The sequence below is a fragment of the Lacinutrix sp. MEBiC02404 genome, assembly GCF_053601575.1.
The window spans coordinates 146,406-170,866 of record NZ_JBSHNV010000180.1 but is presented as its reverse complement, the minus strand read 5'-3'; the positions used below and the strand labels follow the sequence as shown (position 1 = coordinate 170,866).

At 32.2% G+C, this 24,461-nt stretch carries 25 protein-coding genes; 4 read left to right on the top strand and 21 right to left on the bottom strand.

Translation table 11 applies throughout. The features are described 5' to 3' along the window. Nucleotides 1-250: 250 nt before the first annotated feature. Nucleotides 251-910: a TrmH family RNA methyltransferase gene (locus tag ACVCXO_RS10030; protein WP_452229459.1), complete on the bottom strand. Its 660-nt coding sequence runs from the start codon at nt 908-910 to the stop codon at nt 251-253. A 143-nt stretch (nt 911-1,053) separates the two neighbouring features. Between ACVCXO_RS10030 and ACVCXO_RS10025 the strand changes: the two genes are divergently transcribed. Then, nucleotides 1,054-1,737 (top strand): SIR2 family NAD-dependent protein deacylase, encoded by a 684-nt coding sequence (locus ACVCXO_RS10025; protein WP_452229458.1) that lies wholly within the window; start codon nt 1,054-1,056, stop codon nt 1,735-1,737. 2 nt (nt 1,738-1,739) lie between these two features. Here the strand turns inward: ACVCXO_RS10025 and ACVCXO_RS10020 are convergent, their stop codons facing one another. The 19 genes from ACVCXO_RS10020 to ACVCXO_RS09930 form a co-directional block, all read right to left on the bottom strand. Then, on the bottom strand, nt 1,740-2,660 hold the full coding sequence (locus tag ACVCXO_RS10020; RefSeq protein ID WP_452229457.1) for a hypothetical protein: 921 nt from the start codon (nt 2,658-2,660) through the stop codon (nt 1,740-1,742). Nucleotides 2,661-2,821: 161 nt separating this feature from the next. Further along, nucleotides 2,822-3,205 carry a VOC family protein gene (locus ACVCXO_RS10015; protein WP_452229456.1) on the bottom strand — a complete coding sequence of 128 codons (384 nt, stop codon included), beginning with the start codon at nt 3,203-3,205 and terminating at the stop codon, nt 2,822-2,824. A gap of 227 nt (nt 3,206-3,432) precedes the next feature. Beyond that, entirely contained in the window at nt 3,433-4,128 is a 696-nt protein-coding gene (locus ACVCXO_RS10010; RefSeq protein WP_452229455.1) for a M949_RS01915 family surface polysaccharide biosynthesis protein, read from the bottom strand. A 159-nt stretch (nt 4,129-4,287) separates the two neighbouring features. Continuing rightward, nucleotides 4,288-5,805, bottom strand: coding sequence for a nuclear transport factor 2 family protein (locus tag ACVCXO_RS10005; RefSeq protein WP_452229454.1), 1,518 nt, complete (start codon nt 5,803-5,805; stop codon nt 4,288-4,290). Between the two features lie 188 nt (nt 5,806-5,993). Further along, nucleotides 5,994-6,695, bottom strand: coding sequence for a nuclease-related domain-containing protein (locus tag ACVCXO_RS10000; protein ID WP_452229453.1), 702 nt, complete (start codon nt 6,693-6,695; stop codon nt 5,994-5,996). A gap of 177 nt (nt 6,696-6,872) precedes the next feature. Next, a complete protein-coding gene (locus ACVCXO_RS09995; RefSeq protein WP_452229452.1) occupies nt 6,873-7,898 on the bottom strand; it encodes a hypothetical protein in 1,026 nt (341 codons plus the stop codon). Between the two features lie 458 nt (nt 7,899-8,356). Continuing rightward, nucleotides 8,357-8,848 (bottom strand): hypothetical protein, encoded by a 492-nt coding sequence (locus ACVCXO_RS09990; RefSeq protein ID WP_452229451.1) that lies wholly within the window; start codon nt 8,846-8,848, stop codon nt 8,357-8,359. Beyond that, nucleotides 8,848-9,744, bottom strand: coding sequence for a hypothetical protein (locus ACVCXO_RS09985; protein WP_452229450.1), 897 nt, complete (start codon nt 9,742-9,744; stop codon nt 8,848-8,850). The genes ACVCXO_RS09990 and ACVCXO_RS09985 overlap by 1 nt, the downstream gene beginning before the upstream one ends. Before the next feature lie 379 nt (nt 9,745-10,123). Continuing rightward, nucleotides 10,124-11,137 carry an NAD-dependent epimerase/dehydratase family protein gene (locus ACVCXO_RS09980; RefSeq protein WP_452229449.1) on the bottom strand — a complete coding sequence of 338 codons (1,014 nt, stop codon included), beginning with the start codon at nt 11,135-11,137 and terminating at the stop codon, nt 10,124-10,126. Nucleotides 11,138-11,194: 57 nt separating this feature from the next. Further along, complete coding sequence (locus ACVCXO_RS09975; RefSeq protein WP_452229448.1) at nt 11,195-11,764, bottom strand: Crp/Fnr family transcriptional regulator; 570 nt, start codon at nt 11,762-11,764, stop codon at nt 11,195-11,197. A 91-nt stretch (nt 11,765-11,855) separates the two neighbouring features. Next, nucleotides 11,856-12,629 carry a LytR/AlgR family response regulator transcription factor gene (locus ACVCXO_RS09970; protein WP_452229447.1) on the bottom strand — a complete coding sequence of 258 codons (774 nt, stop codon included), beginning with the start codon at nt 12,627-12,629 and terminating at the stop codon, nt 11,856-11,858. Next, entirely contained in the window at nt 12,622-13,668 is a 1,047-nt protein-coding gene (locus tag ACVCXO_RS09965) for a sensor histidine kinase (RefSeq protein ID WP_452229446.1), read from the bottom strand. Before ACVCXO_RS09965 ends, ACVCXO_RS09970 begins: the two co-directional genes overlap by 8 nt. A 72-nt stretch (nt 13,669-13,740) precedes the next feature. Then, nucleotides 13,741-14,490 carry a hypothetical protein gene (locus ACVCXO_RS09960; RefSeq protein WP_452229445.1) on the bottom strand — a complete coding sequence of 250 codons (750 nt, stop codon included), beginning with the start codon at nt 14,488-14,490 and terminating at the stop codon, nt 13,741-13,743. Between the two features lie 165 nt (nt 14,491-14,655). Then, nucleotides 14,656-16,224, bottom strand: coding sequence for a serine hydrolase (locus tag ACVCXO_RS09955; protein ID WP_452229444.1), 1,569 nt, complete (start codon nt 16,222-16,224; stop codon nt 14,656-14,658). 47 nt (nt 16,225-16,271) lie between these two features. After that, nucleotides 16,272-16,472 carry a helix-turn-helix transcriptional regulator gene (locus tag ACVCXO_RS09950; protein ID WP_452229443.1) on the bottom strand — a complete coding sequence of 67 codons (201 nt, stop codon included), beginning with the start codon at nt 16,470-16,472 and terminating at the stop codon, nt 16,272-16,274. After that, nucleotides 16,472-16,921, bottom strand: a complete 450-nt coding sequence (locus ACVCXO_RS09945; RefSeq protein ID WP_452229442.1) for a hypothetical protein — start codon at nt 16,919-16,921, stop codon at nt 16,472-16,474. Before ACVCXO_RS09945 ends, ACVCXO_RS09950 begins: the two co-directional genes overlap by 1 nt. A 194-nt stretch (nt 16,922-17,115) precedes the next feature. Then, complete coding sequence (cls, locus tag ACVCXO_RS09940) at nt 17,116-18,567, bottom strand: cardiolipin synthase (protein ID WP_452229441.1); 1,452 nt, start codon at nt 18,565-18,567, stop codon at nt 17,116-17,118. 11 nt (nt 18,568-18,578) lie between these two features. After that, nucleotides 18,579-19,817, bottom strand: coding sequence for a glycosyltransferase family 4 protein (locus tag ACVCXO_RS09935; RefSeq protein ID WP_452229440.1), 1,239 nt, complete (start codon nt 19,815-19,817; stop codon nt 18,579-18,581). 51 nt (nt 19,818-19,868) lie between these two features. Further along, entirely contained in the window at nt 19,869-20,342 is a 474-nt protein-coding gene (locus ACVCXO_RS09930) for a heme-binding domain-containing protein (RefSeq protein WP_452229439.1), read from the bottom strand. 44 nt (nt 20,343-20,386) lie between these two features. On the opposite strand from ACVCXO_RS09930, the gene ACVCXO_RS09925 reads away from it, so the two are divergent. From ACVCXO_RS09925 to ACVCXO_RS09915, 3 genes are all read left to right on the top strand, one after another. Then, the gene (locus tag ACVCXO_RS09925; RefSeq protein ID WP_452229438.1) at nt 20,387-20,959 is read left to right on the top strand and encodes an adenylosuccinate lyase; all 573 of its coding nucleotides are present in this window, start codon (nt 20,387-20,389) and stop codon (nt 20,957-20,959) included. A 1,098-nt stretch (nt 20,960-22,057) separates the two neighbouring features. Further along, entirely contained in the window at nt 22,058-23,401 is a 1,344-nt protein-coding gene (gene purB / locus ACVCXO_RS09920; protein WP_452229437.1) for an adenylosuccinate lyase, read from the top strand. 8 nt (nt 23,402-23,409) lie between these two features. After that, entirely contained in the window at nt 23,410-23,631 is a 222-nt protein-coding gene (locus tag ACVCXO_RS09915) for a hypothetical protein (RefSeq protein WP_452229436.1), read from the top strand. 79 nt (nt 23,632-23,710) lie between these two features. Here the strand turns inward: ACVCXO_RS09915 and ACVCXO_RS09910 are convergent, their stop codons facing one another. Next, on the bottom strand, nt 23,711-24,253 hold the full coding sequence (locus tag ACVCXO_RS09910) for a DUF4252 domain-containing protein (protein ID WP_452229435.1): 543 nt from the start codon (nt 24,251-24,253) through the stop codon (nt 23,711-23,713). Nucleotides 24,254-24,461: the final 208 nt, after the last annotated feature.

Sequence of the window (24,461 nt, the reverse complement as noted above, 5' to 3'; positions counted from 1 at the left end):
ATTTATTGCAAATAAATTTGGAGAGTTTGACCTAAAATGCGAAGCTATTTTGATATCCACAACACTATTTTATTAACTCCTCTTTCTTCAAATGCGAAAAGCATTTAAATTCATTCTCCTCTTAAAATAAGAGGAGAGCTGCTTCGTTTGTATAATTAGAATAAATTCGGAGCGTTTGACCTAAAATGCGAAGCTATTTTATAATACTAAATAATTCCACAAACAGATTGCTTCGTGCCTCGCAATGACACTATTGATTCTCTTCATAATAACGCCCTACAATCTGATCATAGCTTTTAATGGTTTTCTTCACCCAATCCAATCGTTTTTCATTTTGTTCTTCTTCGGTAAGTTGCCAAGCAATAGCACTTCGTCGTAATTTAGCAGTTACATCTTGTAAAACAATAGCTGCACTTACAGATATATTTAAACTTTCGGTAAAACCTACCATTGGTATTTTTAAATAGCTATCTGCAGCATCCATAACTTCCTGGCTTAATCCTTCCGTTTCTCTTCCAAAAAAAAAACAAGACTTCTTCGTAAAATCAAAATCTTGCAATTCACAATCGTTAGTATGTGGCGTAGTTGCCACAATTTGATAGCCGTTCTCTTTTACAGCTGCAATACAATCTTTAATAGAATGGAATCTATTTAAATCTACCCATTTCTGTGCTCCCATTGCAATTTCTCGATCTATCGTTTTGCTATTCACCTCTTCTACAATATTCACTTCTTGTATCCCAAAAACATCACAGCTACGCATTACCGCACTGGTATTGTGTAATTGGTATACATCTTCTGTAGCAACCGTAAAATGCTTAGTACGTTGTTTAATCACCTTACTAAACTTGTTTCTACGATTTTCGGTTAAATAGGTTTCTAGATATTCTAGGAGTTTTATGTCTGTCATAATTCAAAAATAGGAAATGTCATTACGAGGAACAAAGTGACGTGGAAATCTTTTTAAATAAAGTTGTAAAACATATAGATAAACTCCGTAAATTTTCAAATGAAATCTACTTCGCAATGCTACTAATTTAGTAATTTTATAAAATGAAACACATTGTAGTATTAACAGGCGCCGGAATAAGTGCCGAAAGCGGTATTAAAACCTTTCGCGATGCCGATGGTTTATGGGAAGGTCACGACGTTATGGAAGTGGCATCCCCGCAAGGATTTTTAAACAATCCGGAACTAGTTCTAGATTTTTACAACCAACGCAGAAAACAACTTTTAGAAGTCCAACCTAACCAAGCACATTTGGATCTAGCTACTTTAGAAAAAAACTACCAAGTCTCTATTATTACCCAAAATGTAGACGATTTACACGAACGTGCAGGAAGTACGAACGTCACACATTTACATGGCGAATTATTAAAAGCACGAAGTATCTTTAACAAAACCGACATTCAAGAATGGAAAACAGATATGCTACTTGGTGATTTGGATGCCAAAGGACACCAAATGCGACCACATATTGTTTGGTTTGGTGAAGCGGTACCTATGATGGAAAAAGCAGTAGCGATTTGCGAAACAGCAGATATATTAATAATTATAGGCACCAGTATGCAAGTCTATCCTGCTGCGAGCTTAATGCATTATGTGCCAGAAAACACAGCTACTTATTTTATAGATCCGAAACCGGCTATAGGTAATAATAATAATAAGCATCTAACGGTGATTGCAAAACCTGCAACGATTGGTGTAAAAGAAGTCATTGGCTTGTTGCAAGACTAGTTTTAGTCTTCCGATTCCTCATAATCTGTTTTACGCTTTATTCTTCGTTTGATTAGAAAGAATAGAACAGCAAAAATAAAAGCAATTAAAGCGCCCCAAAAAGTTAGGAATTTCTCCCAAATAATATCTAAAAGTACTTGTATTCGTGTAGAAATATCTTTTTTGATATCTACAGCTACAATAACAGATAGCGTTTTGGATGTTTTAGGAACAAATTCTCCGCTACAGTTGCTATCCCTAAATATTTCAACATTAGCACTTACTTTATAGGTACCTGCTCTTTTGGGTTTTAATAAAAAACGAACATCCGATCCACTTGGGTGTATTTTATAGCATTTTTCATCGGTGAGATATACAATTTCAAAATCCGAATCGGATGCCACTGGCGTTATTTTAGCATAGCTACCTATGTTGGAAGGAACTGTTGTTTCGTCTTGCACCATACCGTCAGAAAAGAATGGTTTTATTTTAGAAGCACCAATCCATACTTGCATCATTCCTGTTTCGTTCTTATTTATAGCACCATCCACAGATAAAACAACTTTATAATCCTCTGGCTTAATCGAACTCGCAACCTGCACCTCTTCAAAAACTTCTTCTACAACATCCTTTACTGGAGATCCTGTTGTGCTCTTCACAACACTATTGGTATTTCCAACTGGGTTTTGCACTGCTCCTCCCGCCTTTATTACTGTTTCTTCTGTGGCAGACTCTACAGGATATCCAATAGGGTTTTCTGTTGCATCTGTAACGGTTTCCCATGGATCTTCGATTTTCTTCACAGAATCTCTAATGGCTTCAACTGCTTCAGCAGCATTTTCTAAAACATCTCTTGGAGCATTATTTTTTGCTGTTTCTCGACATGAAGTGAACGAAACACTTAATACCAACAATAGCGCGACACTTACTAATAACTTGTTCATTTCTAATGATTTCTTGAAATAATTATTTCCTAAAAAGGAGGACTTTACGAATTGCTATTAATACGTATATAATTAATTATAAGAGAGTTAACTAAGTTAGTTCTTTTTTCTTATAAAGTCAAATAGCCTTAATTATTCAAAAATAGTAGCTGTTCTATATCTTAAAATACGTTATTTATTTCTATCCAATAACCATCCGGATCTTGAAAATAGACTTGTTGCACACCATCTTTTCGAACATAGTCTTTACTTACGGTTCCAAGCCAGTCGCTATAATTGACGCGCAAAGTATTTAAGTGCTGTATAAATGCATCTATATCGGCTATCGCTAAAGCAAAATGAACGGCCTTATTGGTCTTTACTTCCTCCTTTGGTCTAGGAATAATATGTAATTGTTTGCCTTCTCCTAAAGCTAGCCATCGGGTTTTAGAATTGGAAGCGGTATTCTCCACCTCTTTTAGTTGCAGTACTTTCTGGTAAAATGCCATCGACTTGTCGACATCCTTTACCGAAATTGCGATGTGATTAAATGAAAATGTAAACATGTTTTAATGTATAAAATAATGGTCCGTTGTTTTTTTTCGATGCTTCGGAAGACATAAAAGTAGCATACACTTTAGAATTCTTTAAGGTATCTGGTTTATACCGGAATGCTTTCTAACTTCTTGTTTCCATCGGAAGCATAATCCTTCCGAAATAAAAATACTTCCAGAAAACCACCTGCAATAGCAGCTACAAATGTGTACTAATTTAAACGGTTGAAAAGCTCTTTTTAGCTTTCATCAAACTTCGTTTTTTTATGCTCCATGGCTTTTTCCCAACCGCTAGGAAAAAGACCATGGTCATTTTCGGTAATTTGATCCATGACATGCTTTACACGTTGTTGCATTTTTATTGGCAATGTGTAAAATGCTTTATCGACTTGTGTCTTTCTATCATAATCGGATATGGCATTTTGATGTCTTATTACTATTTCTTTTCCTTGGTAATACATGCGTATTCTTATTCTTCCATCCATGGCATCATTCAGCGCAAAAGTGCCATAAATAAGTATGGGATCTACCTTACCATCTTGGTCATAATCGGCTATTTCAAAATACTTGGTCCAATGCGAAATAGAATATTCATCCTTGCTTGGTAGAATAGCATCTTTCACCGTCCATTGCAGCTTAAAAACGCCCGCTTTGTATGTATAACAAGAGGCTTTAATCGTATCAAAACATGCTGCTCGCTCTTCACAGGTAATTTTATTTCTAGTCATTACGATAAAGTGTTTTCCTGCTTTATCGTTAAACTCATAAATTCTATAAATAGCGTAATCTATTTGTAATTGCTCTTTAATACTGGCAGTAAAAATGGTGTTTATTTCCTTTTCATCCAGCTGTTTACTGGTTACAGTAGCATTTTGTGCTAAGGTTACTTTGCAGAGTAAAAGAAGTAGGATGCTGATGAAGATGCGTCTATTCATTTTTGAAGGATTATCAAGGTATTTGGTTATTTATTACCAAAGTTAGCAAATACAAATGGAATAGAAAATCTGTGCGGATTTGTAAGCGTTGGTTGGAACTAGGAAGAAGTTATTTACGGTGTTGGCAGTAGTTATTTATGCACGTAATCCAACTAATTTTTATCGTACGGTAGTCATTCTAACAATTTTACCATTTTCTATTTCATAAATAGCAATCGCATTGTAATTAGCGCCATTAACCGTCAAATATTCTTCGTCGATAACGACATTTCCAAGAATTATTCGATTTGTAATTTCACAATGTAAATCCGGCGTTTGCGCAAAAAAATCACTAAAAGTGGTATGTAACTCTTTTTTGTCTTGTACATAAAGTCTATTCGGAAAGTCATAGGCTTTTACTTCGCTATCAAAAGTATTCACAAAAGCATCAATATCCTTTGCATTAAACGCTTCCAACTGTTGCGCAACAATAGCTTCTGCTTCTAGAAGTTTTTCTTTATGTTGTATAAACGTCTTACTAATTATCTTTCCGTTATCCACTTCATACAGTACCGCTCGATGATGGTCTTTTCCATTTATATGTATACGTTCTTCATCGATAACTACCTTTCCTTTATGGATGCGTTTTAAAATTTCAATACTAGCTTTGGGATCATTCATTAAAAGCGTTTTGAAATCGGACTCTAATTTAGAGCTACCTGCATAAAGCGTATCATTGGGAAAGTCTTTAACAATTACATTGTTGGCATAAAAGGACATTACACTTTCTAAATCCCTTTTGTTAAATGCTTGAACCTGTTTTTGAATCACAATAACTGGCGATTCCTCGGAAACCAAAGCCAAATGCTTACCGTCCGGACTTACAGAAATTCTTGAAATTCCGTTTATTTCATCTTCTTTAAAATGATGTAAAATATCCATACTATCCTTAGAAGTATTGAATTGAGCAATTATTTTCCCATCGGGAATCCAGATTATATTTTCTGAAAACCAGCACATATCGGTAATCGGAATGGGTAATGTTTTAATAATTTTTATAGCACCTGTTATAGGATTAAGCGATTTTATTGTGGATGCATTGTTTTCATAACTTATGAAACTAATTAAATCGGAATTTGGAATTTTATGCAAAGAACGCCCAACATTATTATGCGCGGTTAGATTGGTATTATCCTTTAGATTAGAAACAACCAAATCCATACTATCGCCTACTAAAACGGAGGTAATCAAAATATTTTGATTGTACCAAACGGAATAGCCTACTTTTAATTCTTTTAGAATTATTTCCGATTTTCCAGTTGCCAAGTTATATTCATATAAACGTTGTAATCCATTTTCATCTAAACGCACCGCGGAAACAGATGCTTTGTTTGGCATTTTTAATGGCGAATACTCACTTCCATAAGCAGTATTTGTTTTCCAAGAAACCGCATCGGTACTTATATGATACTTTTTAATATCGGTCTGCTTATTTCTTATGGAAGAGAAAAGCACCGTATTATTGTCGTAAAAAGAAGGCTGGTTGTCATAACCGGCATTATTGGAAATATTTTTAAGATTTTCTAATGCCATGATCCCATTAGTGCTGGTTATATCCAATAAAAAAACCTCCGTATTGGATTGCGCAAAAAGGTTTACAGAAATTGAAATTAAGCTTAGATATATGAACTTTTTCATGTGCTATTTCTATTGGTTATGATATTCTATACAAGCCAATTGCTGGTATTCATTAACGACAAAATACTCGTATACAGAAATTTGAATAGTTAAACCACTAAGTTAGGGAATAAAAACCGGATGGGGAATATTGGAGGGTTTTTGGAAGCAGGTTAGGAATAGTAATAAGTTATGTGCGGTGTTGTCTACTAATCATAAATACGATCTTTACCAATCATGTCATTAATATTGTCAATATGCTTTTTTTGATTGATTTTATTCTCGCCATTTTTTACCGCATTTTTTAACACTCTTATTATTTCTCTTTTATTAGTATATGTAGCAGGTTCGTTGTTTTCCTTTATGTTCTTTAAAACTTCTAATAAACGATGCTGTTTAACAATAAATGTTCCTTTTGGGATATAATTAATCTCTTTCAGTTCACATTCACCATAAAATACAATAAGGGAATAAAAAGGTATTTTTTCAAATTGTTTAAGTTCGCTTTTAAGTGATTTAATATGACTTTTATTTTGTTTTATTGGATTGTAAAAACGGTGTTTTATATTTCCGAATGCAAGGCTTTGTGTCCAATGAGAATAATTTCCATTTCCGTAAATCCAACCTTTATAATCTTTAACCTCAATTACTATTACACCTTCAGTTGTAGCTAATACTAAATCAATTTGTGAAGTTTTCCCTTGATTGGTTTTAATGTATAAATCATGAAAGATCGTTAGCTCATGAATTCCATTTTTTAACAATTTCAAAATCAAGTTTCTTTCAGATTTCGTTCCTCTATTAATGGATGTGACAGATTTAAGTAATTTTATATTATGAAAACGCAAGAGTAATTGGAATAGAATTATGATGAAAATTATTCCAATAATTAACCAAATTATCAATTTCATAATGATTTCCTTTTAGTTAAAACTGCCTGATTCAAACAAGCACCTAATTCGCTTGCATATAATTAGTTATGCTCCTAAAGAACTAAAGTTAGGAAATAAATTGCATATATAAAATCGGCGAGGGTTTTCGCAAGTAGACTAGAACTAGTAATTAATTTTATACGGTTTTGTGCATAGTTATTTTATGAATAATGCACCAATCCCTTTTTTGTTGGAATGAAAATCATTGTCCAAATCAAAAGTTTCTTCGTGTTTATATTCTGTATTATTCGTAATTCGTGTTATGAGCTTATTCGTAAATGGGATGTCTTTATTTGCTCCAAATACATATAGTCTATCAATACCATCATCGTATGCTTCTTTTGCACGATTTAAATGAGCATCTACTTTCATTTTTCTCATACTTTTAGCAAGTAAAAATCTATATTTATGTAATTCATTAGAATATGTCCATTCTATTTGGGCAACAGCATCTTTTCCACCTTTTACTTTTGTTGCGAAAGAGGTCATATGATTCATTGTAGCTTTAATTATTTCTTCAAAATTATTTCTTTCCTTTTTAACTCGAACTTTTTCAGACATAGAATCAATTTCCCTTATTAATGCACCAGTTAAAAATCCACGATTGTCCAATTCCACAAAAGGTTCATAAAACTCAAGGATTTCAGAATCATTTTGAATTTCTCTTTCTAGTATAGTTTCTTTAAAAGTTTTCAATAGAAAATCAGCATTTTCACTATTTTGGATTGTCCGTTCACTTAATTTCACGGACAATGAATTCATAACTCTATTAGGAACCACTTCATAAGTTTGAGGAAACAAAGCGTGATGAAAATAAAAATAAACTCCGTTAATTATATTGTAATCTTGCCTTGAATCTGGTTCTATTCTAATTATGCTTTGCCCAGATTTTAATCGATTTATACTGCCTTTATCAACCCATTTTAGGTGCATTTTTTTAACCCATTTTTGAGGTAATTCTTTCTGCAAATCAAATACGGTTGTATTCACCACAGCCTCAATTTTATGTTGAATAGCTTTCTTTTTAAGAAATTTGCTTTTTCTCCTTTTTGATAATTTTTCATAAACATTCTTCCACCAAACCAAAGCTTTCGTTGACAATCCGAAAAACTTCATTACTGTAACAGCAACACCCATAAAGGCTAAAACAATTACTGCAATTTTAAATATCGAATCAAGCATTTACTTCTAGGTTATAATGGTTTCTATTACATCCAGTTGATATACAGTAAATTTGGATGCTGTCATTTTCATTAGCTATAATTCCTAAATTATCTCGTGTAATTATGGTTTTACAGTTTTGGCAAGAAAATTTTCCTTGCTTAATTTTATCGTATAAGTTTAGCTTAATTAACAGATTATCTAAATCACTATCATAAACAGCTAATACATCTTGAGATTTAAATCTTCGAATTAACAATTTTAAAAATCTTCGAATACGGAATATTAAATTCCAAAATCTTGTTTTAAATGTATATTTCATTGGTTTTGTCATAATTATCCACAACCTGTTTGTATATGGTTTGTTACGTGTTTCAAGCAACTAATTTAGTAAATAATTACCGACCAAGAAAGTCCGCGAGGACTTTCGTAAGTAGGCAAGAAGCAATAAATTATATACGGTGTTGCCACCAGTTATTTTACTTTTGCATTTTCAATACTTTAGTCAAAACGAGTAAACATCTATAAAGAGTTAGAGCTATAATTATTAAACCAAAAACATTATAGAAAAACACATAAATCAAGTATTCTTTAGGAATACCTAATTTTAAAGCAAATCCTAAAACTGATATTAAAATAAGTGATTTTATAGAATTTTTTAAAATACGGACTGTTATAAAATATAAGTCAGAAGCGAAAAACAAATTGAACAAAGAATCATCTTCTGAATATTCTTTTTTACTTATACTAGTACTGCTTTTAAATGTAATCAAAACAGTTAATAGTGTAAGTATAAATCCAGCACTAGTTAGTCCTACGTTCGCTAAATCTGTTGTCATAGATAAAGAACGTTCATCATTTGGTAAATTGATTAAACCTTTGTAAAAAAGGAAATACAATAGTGCACCAACTATTATTGAAATCAAATAGTCATAAAGTACAGGTCTTCTGAAATATTTATCTAATATCATTAGTTAAATTTTAACATAAATTCATCAAAATCTTCTTCAATCAATTCGTACCAATGTCTTTTCTTTTTTAGAGTTGACATTTCGACTTCGTAATCCAATTCCTTTTTTTCTCGTAACAAATTAAATAATTCTTCATTTCCTTCTTTATCCTCGTATTTAATAACAAAATCGTCGAAACAGTCAATATGAAACGGTCTTGCTTTAAATTTACCAAGTAAAGTTTTAACCATTGTATTCGCTTCTTTATTTAGTTCCTTACTAGTTACGTTATTTCCAGGTGCTTGGAAATAGGTTTCTACTCTTATGAAATTTGGTTTTAATCTATTTCCAATAGTGTTAATTCCCGTGAAATACTGACCTTTCACATCATTATCCATTTGCGCTATTTTACTTGGTTGAATTTTAATCTGCATATTTAAAACATTACGTAGATTTTCTAAAGTTTTATCTATCGTATTGCTCATATATAAATTTACATCAACCGATTTAGCTAATTTTAATTTTTCTCGAGATACATTTCTCAAATAGTATTCAACGTCTGACATTCTTGGTCCATAGTGATTATATTCAATACAAACCACTCCATAGTTTCGGCTAAAATCAATAAAGAAATGTGTTTCTTCCGCAATAGAGCCAAGAGTTTTAATAGGAACTAATTTATACTCATCGACTGGTTTTATTTTTGGAATTCTTCCAGAACGAAGAAGTGCTAGTGTACATCTTATTCGTCTTTCTCTTGGCATAAACACAGCACTAGTCATAAATAGTTCTCTCGGACTTTCATTCTCTCGATTTCTATTTTTGTCAATTAAATAACCTTGTCCTTTGTGCAATTCGTTTGTTAAGAAAGTGATTGCATCTTTTAGAATTGTTGTACTACTGTACTCTCTTTCCAACTTTGAGTAAGCTGTAAACTTAATTGAATAAAAATGGAATTTTAGTATTTCTTTTGACATTAGTTTCTAGGTTGGTTTTAATTCGTGGCAACTATTTTATACAAACACAAAACCAACCTTTAGCTACCTTTTACAGCCTGCAAAACATGGTTTCCTATTAAATGCTACAAATCAGCAATTCCAAAAAATCAAAAAGAGGATAGTATGGAGATAATCAATTAATAGCGAGTACAATATATAAAATACTTTTATTTAAATATTACGGAAAACCGTAAAGCATGCAACTATTCTAATTCTTTTTTAAAGTTCCCCCCAATTTTAAGGCCTTCTGGATATAAAAAATAGCGAAAGAAGTACAACTCCAATCGCTATTTTAATCTTATTTGGTTTTAGGGTTTTGCCAATCTTCTTTCAAATAGCGTAAAGCCTCTTGCAGTGCTTTTTTAGACGATTTGGGTTGAAACCCTAATTCTTGTTTCGATGTAGAGATGTCGTAATCCTGTTTTAATCCGTAAAACATATCGATATAATGGCGTTGTAATAAAGGTTCTTTGCCAGTGATTCTACTTGTAAATTCCATGAGTCCTGCAACCGAATACAACAAACACTTTGGGACTTTCTTTGGTGTTTTTAAATGTAATTCTGGGTATAATTGGGAAGCTATTTCTACACTTTCTTGTAAAGTGGTATGTTGTTCATTCGCCAAAATGTAACGCTCGCCATTTCTGCCTTTCAACATGGCTTGGTATGCGCCAAAAGCGACATCTTTTACGTCTATCCAATTTAAAGTAACATTGGTATCTATAGGAATTTCACCTTTTAAAATTTGATGTACCAAATTGTTGGTATAGCTTAATGTAAAAGCTTCGCTGCCAATCATTGCTGCAGGTAAAATTAAAACGGTTCTAATGCCGTATTTTTTTCCTAAACGAATAGCAAGTGCATCGGAATCATTCTTAGAATTGTAATACCAGTTTCTACGATCTTTATTATAGCCATTGTCCACATTTGCTGGTAATTTGGTGAAGTCTAAAGAAGCTACCGAACTTACATAAACGATGTTTTTAACACCACATTCTTTTGCGATATCGAATACATTTTGCGTTCCTTGTACATTGTTATCGTAGATTTCGGCTTTCGGATTTTTCGCCCACATACTAAAGTTAGCGCCTACCGCATAGATATTGGTAACGCCTTTAAATGCTTTTCTCAAGGAATCGCGATCGGTGATATCTGCTGGTACCACTTCACAATCCAATCCTTTAAAAGGTTCTAGGTTTTTGCTATTTCTGACGGTTGCTCTTACTTTTTGGTTTTTAGAAAGTAGTAATCGTACCAAGTTATTTCCTAAATGTCCGTTTGCTCCTGTTACTAATGCAATTTCTTTGCTCATCATTATTTTGTTTTGAGCAAATATCCGTCGTTAACCAGTCGTTAAAAATAACATTTGTTAGAAAGTGATTTGTTTTCGAATGCGACTTAAAGATTGCGGTTCGATGCCTAAAAAGGAAGCGATATTATCTACGGAAACCTGTAAGGCTAATTCTGGTTTTTCCTTTAAAAATTTTAAATAGCGTTCTTTGGCAGATAAGATTTGAAAATCTTTAACGCGCTCCAACTTACAACTTAAGTGTTCATTAGTAACTAATTTTATAAAGTCACTCCAAAAGCTCGTATTGGCTATTAAAAGATCATAATCTGTTTTTGAAATTTTCACGAGTTTACAATCGGTAATCGTTTCATAATAATCTAAAGTTGGCGTGGCACTCATAAAGCTATCTAAGGAAGTGAAAAAATCCTGTTGAGAAACTAAATGCTGAATGACCAATTTGCCATCTATATTTTGGTATCCTTTTACAATACCACTACTTAAAAAATACACATAGCGTTCTACTTGTCCTGCTTGTAAAAGTTTGGTTTGTGCGGAAACAGCTTCGGTTATAAAACATTTTTCTAGCAGACTAATTTCTTCTTCTGTGATAGAAAATTGAGATTGAATATAGTGTAGTAAACTTTTCATTGTTGTGTTTTAAGAATCTGTGTTTTAATACCTATGCGAATCTAAAGAATAATAAACGGAATGTCTTCGTTTAAAAAAGAAACGAATCCCATTATATACCTAGCCAAGCATTGAAATCACCTGTTTTATTTTGGCTGGTCTTAAGTATTTTGCTTTCCGCATTTAAAAATACCGATACCGTGTTTTTATTATACCTTTCCAGTTTGTCAATAAATTTACGTTGCACCGTTTCACTACGATTGATTCTAAAAAACAGTTTCGGATCTAAAAAAAGTTCTATTTCTTTTAAAACGGTTTGTGGCATAATATGTCTTTTATTCGTTTTATCAAAAGCAAAAACAATGCCGTTATCTGCCTGAAAACACACAATATCTTCCACTTTTAAAAAGTAGATTTCCTTATTCGATTTGATTGCGAATTGGTCTTTGTAGGATACACTTTCCGAATTCCCTTTTAGTAAATGATGTATAGTGCCAATCCATTTATTATAATCCACTTGCGGACTTCCTTTTAATCGGATGAATTTATCCCAAGCATTTGAAAATCGTTCCAGTGCATATGGTTTTAAAAGATATTCTATGCCATTAGTTTCAAATGCATGCATTAAAAATTCATTATAGGCAGTAGCAAAAATAATCGGACAATTTAAAGTCACCTCTTTATATACTTCAAAAACATTGCCGTCTCTTAATTCTATATCCGAAAAAATAAGGTCCAAATCATGCGGTGCTTTTAAAAACGTTTTTGCTGCTGCAACCGTTTCTAATTCTGCTACGATTTCATACGAACTACAGACTTGCTCCATATATCTTTTCAGCTTTTTTCTTGCTGGTGCTTCATCTTCAATGATTAGTATTTTATACATCTGTAGGCTTTTTTATAAATGGCAATATTACTTTAAAATGGGTTTCATTTTCTTCAATAACAATATCTTTTTTTCCTAATAAAGCGAATTGCGTAGCTAGATTTTTAAGCGCTCTACCGCCAGTTACTTTTTTATGCTGCTTTGGGATTTTAGTATTCGTTACCTGAATATCCTCATCTATAGAAATAACAATATGCACCCGATTATCTAACATTCCTAAATTATGCTCTATGGCATTTTCTACCAATACTTGCAGGCAAAAAGGAGGCACTTGTATCTTTGAAGTATTTTTATTTTGCTGAATTTCTAAGGAATAACAATCCAAATACTTTTCTTCCATCAATTTAAAATAACTTTTTGTAAACTGAATCTCCTCTTGTAGCGATACCAACTTTTTTTCAGATGAAATTAAAGAATAGCGATATAGCTCAGAAAAATCGTGTAGAAAATTACTCGCTTTATCTTTATCTTCGGCTATAAGTTCATCTAATGTATTCAGATTATTAAATAAAAAATGCGGATTTAACTGTGCCTTTAGTTGTTGTATTTTACTAGAAGCTAATGCTTTGTCATATTCATTAATCGCGATTTTATAGGAGTTATTTTCTTTGGAATATAAATAGGCTAGATATAAACTTCCGAATAGCACAAACTCTACCATTCGATCCATATTTACAGCGATTAAGGTTTCTGTATTAAAATTTCTGGATATCGTATCGAATATAGTTGCGATTATAAACCCAAATATATTGGAAACCAAAAGGTATACTACGAATGTGATGCTAAAATATTTGAAATAGGTTTTAATCAAGTTTGCATCTTGCGCATCTTTGTTACCAACATATTTTATCACCACTTGGGTGAAAGCGAATATAATAAAAGCACTTAAAAATGTAAAAAATGGTCCGTCGGGTAAAAAAACCACATCCCATTTTTGACCTGCACTAATCCTATTATTTACCACAAGGACGTAGCTTATTACAAAAATAAATAGGATAAAATATTTATCCATCTGTACATATTTTAATAGCTTTTTCATGGGTAGGTAAATTAAGAAACTTCCTGCAAACTGTTTTACTATGCTTTCAGGAAGTTTTAGATTACTATGAAATTATTCTGGCCAAGAGTTGGTTACTTTGCCTTGATCATCATATACTTCTAGTTTTACATTATTATGTTTATCGACATAAAACATGGCTTTGGTCTCTCCTTTTTCACCAAATAGAAATAATCCATTATTCTGACTTCCTGTTTTTCCTAGCATTATTCTTGGTGTTCCGCCAATAAGTCCTTGATCTGCATATTCTTTATATTTTTGTTTCCTTAATTTGCGATCTGCGATACGGTTTATTTCTTCCATGATCTTGGTGGTTTCCTGCTGGGATACATTTGCAGTACGATCGTTAAAAGTTAATGCGCTGCTCACTCTTCTTTCCTCGCCTTTTCCAACATCGGTTGTTAAAAGCTGCATTACTTGATCGCCATCATATTGATCGTATGTTAAGGAAAGTCCGGAGCTATGACCGTTTTCATTTTTTGTTCCGTCGTAAATAAATCCGCCACATTCGATACCATCCTCATTAAAATATAACATTCCGGAACGCTTTTTTCTATCTTTAGTAACCGCTCTATTATTCACCGTATTTGTTCCGTTTGGGAATTGTTCTACATTGGTAATTATCATTTTTATGGTACCATCGGCTTCCACAATATTGATGCGTTCTACATCAATAGTACCGAATTTTTTATTTTCATTCGTTTTAAAAGAAAACAAAAGAAATATAGCCATAATAGCTACGGTACTTACCGTAAATGCTCTTAAGATTACTAATTCTCGATTACTTTTTTTTAGGATCTCCATTTTTTGAATAGTTTAATTGTTGGAGACAATAGTAGTACTATCCTTGAATGATAACAAGCAGTATATCTGGAGTGCAGGAAAATAGCTGTTTAACTAAGGAAGAATTGCGTTAAGTGATTCTCAAAATCATCTATTTCGATCTTTTTTTATACTTCTTATTGGATTTTATTCTTCTATTCGCTTTAAATCCAGATCCTGAAAATCGAAACTAAAATCGATATTTGGTGAGATTCCTTTCATTTTAATACCTTGTGCTTTTCCGTTTTCGTCTAAAGAAAACATGGCGAAAGCATCTGCATTCATATCTTGATACTCCCATTTTATAGCAAAGGTATTCGCATTATAAAAATGCATTGCGCCATTTAATTTTGGAGAACGATGGCTTTTTAACCATAATTGATTTCCTTTTTTAAAGACTTCCACCTTGCCAAACCAATTGTCTTTGTACACACCAATATAATTTGTCTCGTCTATCTTTTTGCTTTTATTAGTAGCAACGGTTTTCCAAACTTGATCTGTAAACACATCACCTTCCTCTTCTTTTTCTTTAAAGTAATTATAAAATTTATCTGCCCAAGCATAATCCTCTAATCCTAAATAACCATCTTCAATAGTTTTAGTAATAGATAGAAAAGCTCCTGCTCCACCAGGATCTGTATTAGTAAGTACAACTATTCCAACATTTAAATCTGGAATTAAAAGGGTGCTGCTTAACATTCCTGGCAGTCCTCCTGTGTGCGACACCATCATATTTCCTTTTTTGTCCACCAAATCCCAACCTAAACCGTAACCAGCAAAATGCGAGTTATAACGCGGATTTCTATTTGCGCTTGTTGTGGTGTGAATTTTCCACATTTCCTGTTGACTTTCTTCAGAAAATAAATTATTTTCTAGATTTTCGCCATACTTCCCTTTGTTTAAATGGACTAACATCCATTGCGCAATATCATCAACGCCAGCTAAAATTCCTCCTGCTGCACCATTTATCATTTCTTTATAATCTGGTAATACTTTTAATTTTCCGTTCACCGTATTATGAGGAGAAGCAAGATTACTTTTATCTGTTACTTGCTTTAAGGAAGCATACGAATTATCCATATTTAATGGTTTAAAAATGCGTTCTTGAATAAAGGCTTCCCAAGTCATTCCACTTTTTCTAGCAATAAGTTCTCCTGCCACTAAATACAATAAATTATCATAATCAAATTGGGTTCTAAAAGCGGAAACTGGTTTGAAGTACTGAAAGCTAGACAACAAATCATCCATGGTGAAATCAGAACCATCCGGGAAAATCATTAAATCCCCAATCCCTAAACCCAATCCACTACGATGCGTTAATAAATCTTGAATATTAAAATTATCGGTTACATACGCATTGTACATTTTAAATTCTGGAATATGATCTTTTACTTTATCTGTCCATTTAATCTTTCCTTCTTCTACCAAAATCGCTAAAGCAGTTGTTGTAAACGCCTTACTATTAGATGCGATACCAAATTGTGTATGTTCATTTACAGGATTTTTAGTCTTTATAGAGGTAACGCCATACCCTTTATTATGAATAACTTTTCCATCTTTTACAATAGCAACTGCTGTTCCTGCTACATGAAACTTTTCTAGAGCATCTATTACTAATGAATCTATTTGCTTTTCATTTAATTGCGAAAAAACAGTACTTGTAAATAGTATTACAAACAGTAAAATAATAAGATGTTTTGCTTGTGTAAATTTCATGATTATTTAGGATTGGTTAAACGTTTTTTAAAGGTAGTAATTTTAACTTAATCGATTTCTGAAAGTTTAAAAAAGCTATTTACCGGTTTTGAAAATACTTCGGATAATTTTAAAGCTAAAACGGTAGAAGGAACATATCTATTAGCTTCAATAGAATTTATAGTTTGCCTAGAAACACCAATTTTTTTAGCCAAATCATCTTGAGTTAAACTCAAAATAGCACGTTCTACTTTAATTGTATTTTCCATTATCTGAAACGTTTTAAATTATGATAAAACATCAGTTGAATCATGAGCATAAAAATTAGTACTTGAAAATCTCCTAAAGTTTTAAAAGACTCTCCTCCAGAATGCACTATATTCGATACTCCAAATTCTACATAAGGTAATATTATAGCGTACAATACACCAACCACAAAAGCAATAGCATAAGATTGTGCTCTTAAAGCAATGGTCATCTCGTCTTCTTCTTTATCTTTAGATATAGACATAACTAACATCCCTATTAACAAAACTTGCTTAGTTATAATCTTTAGCCATTCGGCATCCGATTCTATTAAAAAAGCACGAATACACATGCATACAATTGCTAAAGTTGCTATAGCAATTCCGATGTTGAAAAATGCGTGCGGTAATCTAAATCCGATAAAGCTATGAAATCGCTTTCGTTCACAATCTAAAAATTTCTTGGAATCCATAGGACAAATACATTTTATATTAAGGAAAGTTGTTTTTCCATAATGACAAATATACTTTACATTTTAGAATTTAGCAAATATTTTAAATTATTATTATTTTTAAAAGGTATCGGTTTAATAGTTAACACATTTAATGACAAGCATTACGCCTTGTGCTATACAAAATAGTAGACTTTTTAATTTCAAATAAAGACTTAAAGTAAAGGAGAAAAAAGGCGTGCCATTTGTTCGAAGAATTGTATATATGCTGGTCTATTTTTCCAGGCTTCAATATCTATTTTATCTGCATTCTCAATATCTTCATAAAACGCATTTTTAAGCTGCTGGTTTATTTCTGCATCATAAACAATAGCGTTCACTTCAAAATTCAGATCAAAACTTCTTATATCCATATTTGCCGTACCAACGATTGCTATTTCATTATCTGCTACCAAAGTTTTGGCATGAACAAAACCTTTTTGATATTTATAGATTTCTACTCCAGCATATAAAAGTGTACTATAATAAGAACTGGAAGCAAAATTAGCCAATTTAGAATCGGAAATACCAGGAACCAGAAGCTTTACAGATACGCCGCTCTTTGCAGCAATAACTAAAGCATCTAAAAGACTATCTCCAGGAATAAAATATGGTGTTGTAATTAGAATTTCATTTTTTGCTAAACAAATAGCTTGAAATAAGGAAAAAAGAATGGTTGGCGTATCCGAATCTGGACCACTTGCAGTTATTTGCACCATTTTATCTTGTGCAGATGTAAATGTTTCCAATTTTGGAAACAATTCATTATTTATTGCAACCGTATCTTCGGCACAAAAATTCCAATCGCATAAAAATAGAAATTGTAAATACCAAGTTGCTGGCCCTTCAATCTTTATGTGTGTATCCCGCCAAAACAATTTATTATTTTTACCATTAATATATTTATCACTCACATTTATTCCACCTACAAAGGAAGTTTTTCCATCTACAATAATAATTTTTCTATGGTTTCTATAATTGATCCTACTTGCAAAGGCATAAAATTTTATTTCATAAAAAGGAGAGGTTTCTACTCCTGCTTCTTTTAGCTTTGGAATGCATTTTTCTCGAATAGAACGACTGCCATAATCATCATAAATAAAACGGACTTTAATTCCCTCTTTGGCTTTTTTAATTAGTAAATCCACAAGCGTATTACCAATAGCGTCGTCTTGAAAAATATAATATTCTACATGAATATGATGGGTTGCGCTTTCTATTGCTTTTATAACTTCTGGGAATTTGTTTTCGCCATTAAGGAGTAGTTTTACATCATTACTATTCGTTAATGGACTTAAGTTTTCTTTTAAAACTAGATTGATTAATTTCTTATTACTCTTTACTGCTGCATCGCCATCTTGCAGAATATCTTTAGAATATTTAATAAGTTCTTTTTCTAAATCGCCTTGTAAACGCTCATTATCCATGAGCTTCTTATCATACATCTTTCGTTTTCTATAATTAACGCCGAAAGAAAAATATATAATCATTCCAACTAATGGCAAAAATATAGCGAGCAATACATACGTTATTGTTTTAGTAGTATTTTTAGTATCAAAAATAATTCGAAGACAAACAAGTATAACTAGTAGTAAATAAATGATTTGTGCTAAAAGGATCCAATTCATTTTTATTGTTATTAATTAACGGTATTCTTCGCTTCTATCCACTTACTCATAAACTTGGTACTTTGTAGAGTATGATGCATTAACATCTGCCCTATAAAGTTATTTTGTCTTTTATTATGCAGTTCTTTAGCGGTTTCCTTTTGGAATTTAATGAATTCTTTTTGATGTATCTCTTTACTAAATCGTTTATTAACTATCTGAAAACCATTTTTTTGCTTTTCCTTCCATAGCGATTCCTCTTTATAAAGTAAAACTGCTTTATCTGCAAATTCTTGAGGATTATCTGTTATAAATCCGTTAGCTTCAAAATCACCAAACATACCTTCTGCTCCAATATTAGTGGTAACGCAAGGTGTTCCGTTTTGCATGGCTTCTGTAAGCTTTCCTTTTAATCCTGCGCCAAACCGGATAGCCGCCAAACATACTTTTGCATCCTGAACGACTTGGTTTGCATCTTCGGCAAATCCTTTTATTAAAAAGCCTTCTTTTTTATTGTGTAACTGATTTACTTTCTGACTAGCATACGATCCGTAAATATGCATTTCAGCTTTTGGCACTTGCTTACGTATTAAAGGCCAAATGGTTTCTTTTAAGTATAGAACCGCATTGTAATTGGGTTCATGTATAAAATTACCAATGGTTATAAAGTGATTACGTGCTTCATATTTTGTAAGTTTATGCACAGTTTCAGAAGTAATTGGATCCAGCATAAATGGTAAATAATGTAAAAGTGCTGCATCTATTTTAAAACGATCCTTCAAAATTTCTATTTCTGCTTCCGAAATAATCAAAGTCAGATCACACCTATAGATACTTGCTATTTCCCGTTTTGTAATATCGCTAAACAGATATTGGTCGGTAAAAGGTTGTTTTTCCTTAAAAGCTTGCTGTCTTCCTTTTCGTAAAAAATGAAGATCTTCGGTGTCTAGAATTCGTAATGCATTTGGGCAATTTTCTGCCACTCGCCAACCAAATTGTTCTTCCATCATAAAACGGTCAAACAACACAATATTTGGATTTAATTCGGAAATGAAAGTATCAAAACTCGCATTATTTAATTCGATAGCAACTTGTGAAACCCCAATAGTTGTTAAGTCAAAAGCATTATCGCTTTTTGCACAAGGACTCGCAAAGGTAATTTGGTAGTTTTGATTTAGAAAGACTTGAATGAGCTGCATCATTCTAGTTCCAGCAGCAGAACTCTTCGGTTCTGGCCAAACAAATCCTATAATTAGTACTTTTTTTGACACGAATATTTATTTTTTCGAACTGTTAACAGAAGACGTAATACTAAACACGAACTATTCCGGTTTTGGCATTAAACCATATTTTAAACGCACATTTTTTGCCCAATCAATAACAGCTACTCTTTGTGCTTCGGTAAGATTTGCTTCGGTATGTGTCCAGGTATAAGAATCTAAAGGCATTTCTTTTTCTTCTACCATTTCTATAAGTTCGTCGAACTTATGATCTTTCTTTTTCACGGAATTTGCTTCCCAACCAGATACATTAAAATGTTTTTTTCCGTCTTTAACGTGATCTGCTAACCAATAATTTACTGGTGTTATTTTATTATACCAAGGATAGCTCGTTACATCACTATGGCAATCATAACAGCTAGTTTGTAAAATAAGTTTCACATCTTCTGGCGGATTTGTTTCGGTTTCAAAAGCCATAATAGATGTTAGTTCTCCTTCATTTCTTTCCGGTCCAAAAAATTGCGCAATCACAAATACTACAAGTAAAGCCAAAAGTATCTTTTTAATCATTTTCATCTATTTTTTTTTATTAATTTTAGACTTTAAAAATACTAAATCTTTTGACTACAGCGCAACTCTACGAAGAATTAAATTATGTAAACCACTCCCGTGAGAAACGCTTACATTATGCAAATCTGGTTATTGATAATCCCGATCTAATTGAAAAATTACTAGAAATACTTTTTATGGTGGACGATAAAATTTCGCCCCGTGCTGCTTGGGTTTTTGAGTTTATGTGTAAAGAAAATTTGGAAGAAGCGATTCCGTATCTTGATTATTTTACCCAAAACATGCACAAAGTACATCAAGATTCTGCGGTTAGACCTGTTGCTAAAGTCTGCGAATATTTAGTAAAAGCATATTATTCTAAAACGGAAAACAGGATTAAAGCAGAATTACTTCCGAGACATCGAGAAAAAATCATAGAAGTTTGTTTTGATTATATGATTAATGATGAAAAAATTGCGCCAAAAGCCTATTCCATGCATTGTTTGTATTTGCTGGGTAAGGATCAGGATTGGATTCATCCGGAATTGGTTTTAATTTTAGAACGTGATTTCCAGATGCAGAGTTCTGGATTTAAAGCACGAGCGAAACAGATATTAGTGAAAATTAAAAAAAATAAAAACTAAATTTAAAATTTTCAAATTTTCAAATTTTACAAAAATCATAATTAGTACCGGCTCCTTCCTTTAGTTAAAGGAAGGTGGGTTTTGCTTTAGCGAAAATCGAATGGTTTGAAGAAAAAGCGTGAAACGGCTTTATTTTCAGTATTCCTTTTGTTTTTTAAATCTCTATGATGTTCATTTTGTCTAGATACAAAACGAACCAAAAAATCAGTATCAAAATAGGAAATTGCAAAGCACCATTCGCTATCGGAATTGCGTGCTTAAAGCTGCGCTTTGCATCTCCATTCCTACGCTCATTATTTCTGATTTTGATTATTCCGACACCGTCGGAAATCCAAGTTGCTTCGAACCCTAAATATATAATTATATGTAAAAATATTAAAGAACTCTTTTCTACTCGATTTTTTTTATTTCCATTACTCCAAACTCTAATTAAATAAACAATTACGCAATTAGTAAAAATCATAATTATTACCGGCTCCTTCCTTTAGCTAAAGGAAGGTGGGTTTTGCTTTAGCGAAACTCGGATGGTTTGAAGAAAAAGCGTGAAGCGCTTTTTGAATTAACAAATGCAATTAAAAATCCACAAGTTTTAACTCCTCTTTCTTTCAATTCCTTTTAAGGGAATTTAAATTCATTCTCCTCTTTGAAAAAAGAGGAGAGCACTAAACAACAGGCTTTTAACCCATTTTATTATTTTTACTGCAGTTACTATAAACTCTAATTAAATAAACAATTACGCAATTAGTAAAAATCATAATTATTACTGGCTCCTTCCTTTAGTTAAAGGAAGGTGGGTTTTGCTTTAGCGAAACTCGGATGGTTTGTAGAAAAAGGCGAAGCACTTTTTAAATCCGCAAATGCAATTAAAAATTCACAAGTTTTAACTCCTCTTTCTTTCAATTCCATTTTTAGCCTAGATTTAAAAACTTTCACAGATAAGGCTTTTAACCCATTTTATTCCAGTTCCTGTTTTTGTTCCTTCTATATTTCTTTAAAATAGTAGCACTATTGTAAAACCTTCAAAAATCGTTAATTTAAAAATCGTCAATCGTTAATCAATTTCCTATCTTTACATCTTCTTAAAAACCAACACAAACTATGTCTTTAAATACACTAACTGCCATTTCACCAATTGATGGTCGATACCGAAATAAGATTGACGAATTAGGTAAATATTTTAGCGAAGAAGCACTTATTAAATATCGTGTTTTAGTAGAAATTGAATACTTTATTGCACTTTGCGAAATTCCGTTACCACAATTAGAATCTGTAGACAAATCGATTTTTGAAGATTTAAGAGCTATTTATACCAATTTTTCAACCGAAGATGCTTTAGCAATTAAAGACATTGAAAAAATTACCAATCACGACGTAAAAGCAGTTGAATATTTTATAAAAGAAAAATTCGACAAACTTGATTTACAGGCATACAAAGAGTTTATCCACTTTGGATTAACCTCTCAAGACATTAACAACACGGCAATTCCATTAAGCATTAAAGATGCAATGAATGACGTGTATGTACCAGAATATTTTATAGTTCTTAATAGATTAAAAGAATTAGTAAAAGATTGGGCACACATACCAATGCTAGCAAGAACACATGGTCAACCTGCATCTCCTACCCGATTAGGAAAAGAAATTGAAGTATTTGTAGTCCGTTTAGAAGAACAATTTAATTTACTGAATGATGTACCAAGCGCTGCTAAATTTGGTGGAGCAACTGGAAACTTTAACGCGCACAAAGTGGCGTATCCAAATATTGACTGGAGAGCTTTTGGAAGTACTTTTGTACAAGAAAAATTAGGCTTACAACACTCGTTTCCTACCACACAAATTGAGCATTATGATCATATGGCTGCTTTATTTGATGCCTTAAAAAGAATAAATACGATTCTTATAGATTTAGATAGAGATATTTGGACCTATGTTTCTATGGAATACTTTAAGCAAAAAATTAAAGCTGGTGAAGTTGGAAGTAGCGCAATGCCACACAAAGTGAATCCGATAGATTTTGAAAATTCAGAAGGAAACTTAGGAATTGCAAATGCTATTTTTGAACATCTTTCTGCCAAATTACCAATATCTAGACTACAACGTGATTTAACCGATAGTACTGTTTTACGTAATGTTGGAGTACCTTTCGGACATACGTTGATTGCATTTAAAAGTACTTTAAAAGGGTTGAATAAATTATTGTTGAATGAGTCTAAATTTGCGGAAGACCTAGAAAACAATTGGGCAGTTGTTGCAGAAGCAATTCAAACTATTTTAAGAAGAGAAGCATATCCTAATCCGTATGAAGCTTTAAAAGGTTTAACAAGAACCAATGAAAAGATTACCAAACAATCTATTTCGAATTTTATTGATACCTTAGAAGTATCTAACGAAATTAAAGAAGAATTAAAAGTGATTACTCCGAGTAATTATACAGGAATTTAAATTTATTTATGCTTACAGACAACCAATCTTTAACGCTTTGCGGCATTGTAATAATGTCTTTTGTTCTTTTTGGAATGCTAGATGTTTTAGATAGCATTTTCATTATTACACCAATTATTATAGGCTTTCTTGCCGTAATTATTAATGTGATTATAACGAAAAGAATTCCGGAAGCCGAAGAGCTAGAACAAATTAAAAAGGCTAAAGAAATTGCTTCTGAAGAGATATAAAAAATTAAAGTTTTATCCATAAAAAAGGCTTACCAAAACGGTAAGCCTTTTTTATGGAAAATTAACGAACTAAATATTTTTACTTAAAAAACTCCATTAATCCTTTTAACTGGCTATCATCCACTTTTCCTTTATTCATAGATTCTGCTAGTCTTACTAATTTTGCTGGACTCATTTTATCTCCTAATACACGTAAAACACCAAAGCCATATTCCTTAGAGCTTCCAAAGACAATAAACTCATCTGCCAGATCATCATCGCCTATATATTTTACAGATAGTTTGGAACCAAACATATTAAAATCGCCAAGCTCTATATATCTTTCATCTTTTAAAATAGAAGCCACTTTAGCCATTTCTACTTGATAAGTCTCTTGATTACTGGAGTCTAATTTAAAACCTAAAAAATTAAGTTTTTCGATAGAGTTATATGCTTCTTTTTCTTCTTCAGAAAGATCTGCATTTTCAAAGTCTACAATACTTGTAGGTATATCTACTGTTGTAAAACTTGCTGTTTCTTGATTATCTACAAAGTACGTCTGTAAAGATTCTTTATTGCTACAACTTACTAACAAGGTTATTGTTAGTAAGCCGCCCAATAGTTTTTTGATTGATGGTTTCATGTGTATATATTATTTTTTTTATTGGTCACATGTTGCTTCCTTAATAGACATTCCATTAGGTAATTGAATGCTCGTTATAGAAGGTTCATGTGTATGTATTATTTGTTTTTTATTGGTCACCTGTTGCTTCCTTAATAGGCATTCTAATAGGTCTCGAATGCTCGTTATAGAAGGTTCATGTGTGTATATTACTTGTTTTTTATTGGTC